Here is a 3,790-nt window from a genome sequence, read left to right on the forward strand (position 1 = left end):
CTTCGTTTTATTGTCATCGCTGTGTTTCAGCGGCGACTTTTATAATATATCATATTGCCCATCTTTTCGTCAAGCATTTTTTTAATTTCTTTTAAAATCTTGTCGAATAATCAGGTTTCAAGGAAACCGTCATTGAATGGGGCGAGATATAATTTAACACATAAACAATAATGGAGTCAACCACTTTTTAAAATCCGCATGTCTTTTCAAAATTCCCCAATCTTCGCCTGGCTATACCCTTAGAGATGTATTTCATGGACATACACGGTGAGCCTGCATTTCCCGAACGCTACACATCTACACGCGATTGTTCGCAGCACTTCTTTGCCTTTGGATAACAAAAAAAAAGAGGGACCCTCCCCTCTCTTCCGAGCCTTCATATATGCCCTTGCTAAAAACAGTTAATCGGCGGAATAGCGAATCCCCTGATTCCCGTAAGTCACCCCTTCGCTCCAGACCGCCGTTTCGCGTACCAGCGACCGGTTGACCAGCGTCCGCAGTACCAGCGGCAGCTTGTTGCTGATCATATCGAGCTCGGGATGATGAGCCAGCTCTTCCACGCTCCAGGGCTTCGGCCGGCTTCTCAAAATATTCAGCAGCAGCACCGTGCACTCGGCCATTTTGGACATGACTGAAAACTCACAGGCAAGCATGACCAGCTCGACGCGCTGAGCGAGCGTTTCCGTACTCTGGGTTAGTTCTTCATACAGTTTATGAATGGCTGTGTTAAGTCCGCGCACCTGCTCCCATACGGCTTTCNCCGGGAGAACCTTCTGCTCGATCAGCTCGATCTTGGCCCAATGCTTCAGCGAATTCAGCACGCTGTGGTAAGCATCCGTGTAAAAGCCTTCCTGCATATAACGTTTGGCTTCCACGTACATCCATAGAAAATGGGAAAATTCATACAGCATCTTCCGGTCCCTCAGCGGCTGCCTGAACTCAATGAAGTCTTGACGAAGCTGCACCAGCCGGGCATACGGATCGTGAACGATCTCTCCCTCCATGAAGCATTTCACCAGGTCCCCCTTCTCGCCGGCCACCAGCCAACGCCGAAGCGAGCCCAAACTGACATGCAGCACTTGGCAGCGCAGTTCCCCTGCCATCGTATGTTCTACGGTTAACGGTTTATCTTCTTGTTCGCGAACGATTAGTATAATAAGATCAAAGTCATGTAGCAGCGATCCATCAAATTTATGACCCTCTTGGCGAAAAATAATTGTTCCCATGGCATCGACATAAACCGACTCTCCATAAAAAAAGGACAAATTGGACAAATTCACGTCTCCCTCCATGCATTCCTTGGCGAAAATGAGCCAATTCAGTTATAATATACTTCTACATGTCCATGTCAGTTCCTTCTTTTTGTAAATACAACAAATTTGATGATAGGAGCTAAAGATTCATGATTTTCAATCAAGCGAAAATTAACGCTTTTCGTCTTTGGGGCCTGCTGCTGACGATGCTGGGTATGGGTCTGATGGTTCTGGGGACGGCCGGTATCGTATTTTGGGGACATGCCGGTAAGGTATTCGCAGCCATCGGTCTTGTGATTGGCCTGATTTCCATGATGGGCAGCCTCGGAATATATTTCTGGGCCGGCATGCTGTCGACCAGCGCGCTGCAGCTCGAATGTCCGGAATGTCACAAATTGACCAAAATGCTCGGAAAACCGACCGCTGCATGTTCTGCCGCATGATCCTGACGCTGGATCCCAACCAGGCGAATATTACTCCCGAAGAGCTGCAAGCCGCTCAACAAGGCCAGGGAACCCAAGCAACGCCGCATCATCATTAAATACAAAAAACCGGTCGACCTGATCACAGGCTGTACCGGTTTTTATTACATAAAGTATAATTGCTGATCCAATAAAGATTACTGCTGTATTCCTTTTAACACTTTCCAGGCATCCTCCGTCCCGAAGCTTCGCGTCCATGCCGCAACGCCGCCCAATTTGAGCGACTTGGCCAAGTCCACTCTCGCTTGCAGGGACACTGCGTCCTCAATCCATATTTTTTTCAGGACTCCGTCTTCCTTATACTCCACATAATGCTGCTTCACGTCATCCAGATATTTCGGCTTCAGCTTCTTTTCGGCCAAAATATCTTTAACGGTCTTCATACCGACCGCTTTGGAGGACACTTCGACCTTTCCGTTCTTGCTCGCTTCCGACCAGATCCGCGTATACAGCGGCACGGCCAGTATCAGCTTCTGCGGAGGCACGTCGTCCTCATCCAGGATCTTCCGCGCAGCCGCTTCCGCCCATGGGAGGGAAGAAACCGAGCCGGCTTCCGGACTTGATGCCCAATGCTCATCGTAAGCCATCAGCATAATAAAATCCGCGGCTTCGCTCAGTGCACTGCGGTCCAGAAATTTGGACCACAGCTCGCTGCTCGATTTCGGCGTCACATCAACCGACAAGATCAGTCCTCGATCCTGCGCCAGCGGCTTCAATTCACGCACAAACTGCGTAATATTGGGGCCGTCCTTCGTTTTTACATTTTCAAAATCGATGTTGATCCCGTCCAAATGATACATCTGCGCCAGCTCCAGCAGCTGGCTGATCGTATTCAGCCGCGTTTCGTAGGTGGCCATCGCGCTCGTAGTTATGTCGGCATCGAAGCTGTTATTGATCAGCCCCCATACCTCCATCTTGCGGGCATGGGCTTTATTCACATAGGCCATATCCGCATTGCTGCGCACGTTGCCCTTGCCGTCGATAATGCTGAACCAGGTAGGGCTGACCACGAACCAGTAGGGCTGACCACGTTGACACCGTTCAGTCCGTCCATACGGCCGGATCGGGTTTGTTCTGGTAGACTGCTTCCCACGCCAGGTTGACGGGTTTACCTTTCCAGCTGCGCTCCGCCCGGGTTGGCGGGATAGGCGGAATTTCGATCGTCTTTGTGTCCCCAAGTGAGACTTCATCCTTGCGGACATACCCGCTGTAGCCGTTATCCATCTGGGCGAAATACCAGGATCCCTCCGAATCCCAAATCCGCAGAGGGGTACCACCCTTCATGTCAGCCAGAATCGGCGAATGGATGGAATCCTCCTTTCGGAGCTTCACCTTATCGTCAGGCTGGCCTTTGGCCGCCCCCATCTGTATGGTATCCCCGGCTTTCATCAAAATGACGGCACCCGTAGCGGCATCCTCATGGATGTTAACCCCGTACAGTTCCTTAAGCGGCTGAATCGGCATGTACGGCACGCCGTCCTTTTCCTCCGGAGCAAACCGGAGCTCAACCGGCTTGTTGTTCAGCTGCGCCTTTTTCTGTCCTGTCTGCAGCCGCATGACCCGCACTGGCGTCGTCAAAATGATGGACTGGGTCCCTGATTCATATCGAATCGTCGGATCCACCACCTTCTGCAGTACCGGCAGCGGAAGCATCAGCTGTTCACCGGTTCCTTCGGCTGGTTCTGCCTGAAGCTTCCCTTCCACGAAAATAGGCTTGTCCATGCCGCGCCAATCCGGTTTTTCATGCAAAGGGTTCGGTAGAATTTCGGTCACCGTCAGATAGGCCCCGGCTATGATCAGGCACAAGCCCAGGAATATCGTAAAGCGCCTCCCCGCTGAGGGGCGGCGTCTGCGTCTTCTTCTGCTCACTCGCTAATCCTCCGTCATTTTATTCAATTCACGCCTTCCGGTATGTTCCGGATGTTCAGAAAGTTCTGCCTGAAAAACAAAACGTGAAGAATCCTTTGCAGGAGTCCGCACGTTTCAAAAATCATTGTTCTTTGCAAGAACTGCATATCCCATAAAGCTCCATCCTCAAGTCCTTGACCTACTAGA

Annotated in this window: 3 protein-coding genes and 1 pseudogene; 1 reads left to right on the forward strand and 3 read right to left on the reverse strand. The window is 50.8% G+C overall.

Annotated features, from left to right (window positions below):
* Positions 1-401 precede the first annotated feature (401 nt).
* Entirely contained in the window at positions 402-1,292 is an 891-nt protein-coding gene (locus CPT76_RS28375; RefSeq protein ID WP_483870080.1) for a nucleotidyltransferase-like protein, read from the reverse strand.
* Positions 1,293-1,402: 110 nt separating this feature from the next.
* Here CPT76_RS28375 and CPT76_RS28380 point away from each other — a divergent pair.
* Positions 1,403-1,794: pseudogene (locus CPT76_RS28380) on the forward strand (DUF2614 family zinc ribbon-containing protein).
* Between the two features lie 78 nt (positions 1,795-1,872).
* Here the strand turns inward: CPT76_RS28380 and CPT76_RS40735 are convergent.
* Complete coding sequence (locus CPT76_RS40735; RefSeq protein WP_258168887.1) at positions 1,873-2,745, reverse strand: glycosyl hydrolase family 18 protein; 873 nt, start codon at positions 2,743-2,745, stop codon at positions 1,873-1,875.
* A gap of 31 nt (positions 2,746-2,776) precedes the next feature.
* On the reverse strand, positions 2,777-3,604 hold the full coding sequence (locus CPT76_RS40740) for a stalk domain-containing protein (RefSeq protein WP_258168888.1): 828 nt from the start codon (positions 3,602-3,604) through the stop codon (positions 2,777-2,779).
* Between the last annotated feature and the right edge of the window lie 186 nt (positions 3,605-3,790).

It is taken from the genome of Paenibacillus sp. AR247, assembly GCF_002968895.1.
Taxonomy (GTDB): Bacteria; Bacillota; Bacilli; order Paenibacillales; family Paenibacillaceae; genus Paenibacillus_AQ; species Paenibacillus_AQ favisporus.